The 1,255-nt window shown below is 55.8% G+C and carries 2 protein-coding genes and 1 pseudogene; all 3 read left to right on the top strand.

Translation table 11 applies throughout. The features are described 5' to 3' along the window. Positions 1 to 158 precede the first annotated feature (158 nt). Positions 159 to 530: pseudogene (locus tag BG74_RS16290) on the top strand (hypothetical protein). 153 nt (positions 531 to 683) lie between these two features. Next, positions 684 to 1,064 carry a [protein-PII] uridylyltransferase family protein gene (locus tag BG74_RS16285; protein ID WP_244267212.1) on the top strand — a complete coding sequence of 127 codons (381 nt, stop codon included), beginning with the start codon at positions 684 to 686 and terminating at the stop codon, positions 1,062 to 1,064. After that, a partial coding sequence (locus tag BG74_RS16280) for a hypothetical protein (RefSeq protein WP_439895651.1) occupies positions 1,061 to 1,255 on the top strand: 195 nt, incomplete at its 3' end. The genes BG74_RS16285 and BG74_RS16280, both read left to right, overlap by 4 nt.

Here is a 1,255-nt window from a genome sequence, read left to right as displayed (position 1 = left end):
GTCGGCCTGCTAGGCCTCACGACTGGCGACGGTGGATGATGAGACCGCGCTAATGCGCGAGCTGTAGTTGTTCCGGCGCCGTACGCTGGTGCGTATCGTCTGGTCGCAGATCCTCGGTCTTTGTGACGCCGGCGAAACGCTAAAACCCAGCTAGCTAGCTGGCGGAAACTCTGATTATCGCCGCGCGAGACTGGCTGTGGCATACGTATTGCTGCGAATGGGGCACACCCTGCGGCACAGATGGTAGCCTACAGCCGCTTCTGATTTTGAGTATGAGAAAACTGGGCGGCGGAGAGCTGAATTTCTCTTCCAATATCGATCTGATATTCGCTTACCCAGAAAATGGTTTCACCCGCAGCTGCGGCCACGAGCTGGACAATGCCCAGTTTTTACCCGGCTCGGTCAACGGGTGATTAAGGTGCTCGACTAGCCTACCATCGACGGTTTTTTATAGGGTAGATATGCGGTTGCGGCCGTTTGGCGACAGCGAGCCTCTACTGAGCTTTGCCGCGCTGGAGGACTCTTATTAAGAGCAGGGTAGGGACTGGGAACGCTATGTGATGATAAAAGCGCGACTGATGGCATTGACGCCTATCCCTACAGCTAGGAGCTGCGCGGTATGCTGCGTCCTTTTATCTACCGCCGCTACATTGACTTCAGAGTTATCCAGTCGCTGCGTAATTATGAAACATATGATCGCAAAGGAGTTGCGGCAGTGCGGGTTGAAGGACAATATCAAACTGGGCACCGGCGGCATCCGTAAAATAGAGTTTATCGCCCAGGTGTTTCAACTAATTCGTGTCAGCCGAAAACCGCGCCTGCAGGCGCGCACTAATGATACGCCAGGCATCGCGGTCGCGTTATTGCGGGAGTCGATTTCAAAATCGTCGGAGGCCGACGTCTCATGGGTTCTCTGTCCCTGCCTGGCAAAGCATGTCGCCGATTTTCTCCGCAATGTAGCAAAATGCATGCTCGGCCCGCGCGGGTGGAGAAATGCTGGACGTGCTGATGCTGCGGTTGATGGCGCATATCGACTATGGCGACGCGGCGGGCGTGGCGTTTGAACGCTTGGCGCCAGTGCTGCTCAGTATCGTCGTCTCCCACAATATTTATCTATCTGGCGCTGTTGCTGGAGTACCCCAGCGCGCTGGGGTACTTGATTCTCCTATGCGCCGCGTCGCCGATGATCGCTAGCCAGCTTGTGCGACATCTACTGCTGCTGGGTGGATTACTCGATCCCGCCACCCACTACCAT

The sequence above is a fragment of the Sodalis-like endosymbiont of Proechinophthirus fluctus genome, assembly GCF_001602625.1.
GTDB lineage: Bacteria > Pseudomonadota > Gammaproteobacteria > Enterobacterales > Enterobacteriaceae.
Note: the sequence above shows the minus strand (reverse complement) of the source record. Positions and strands in the feature narration are given on the sequence as shown.

Coding starts and splice junctions, on each gene's coding strand:
- BG74_RS16285 (WP_244267212.1), top strand. CDS start 684: ATGAAACATATGATCGCAAAGGAGTTGCGGCAGTGCGGGTTGAAGGAC.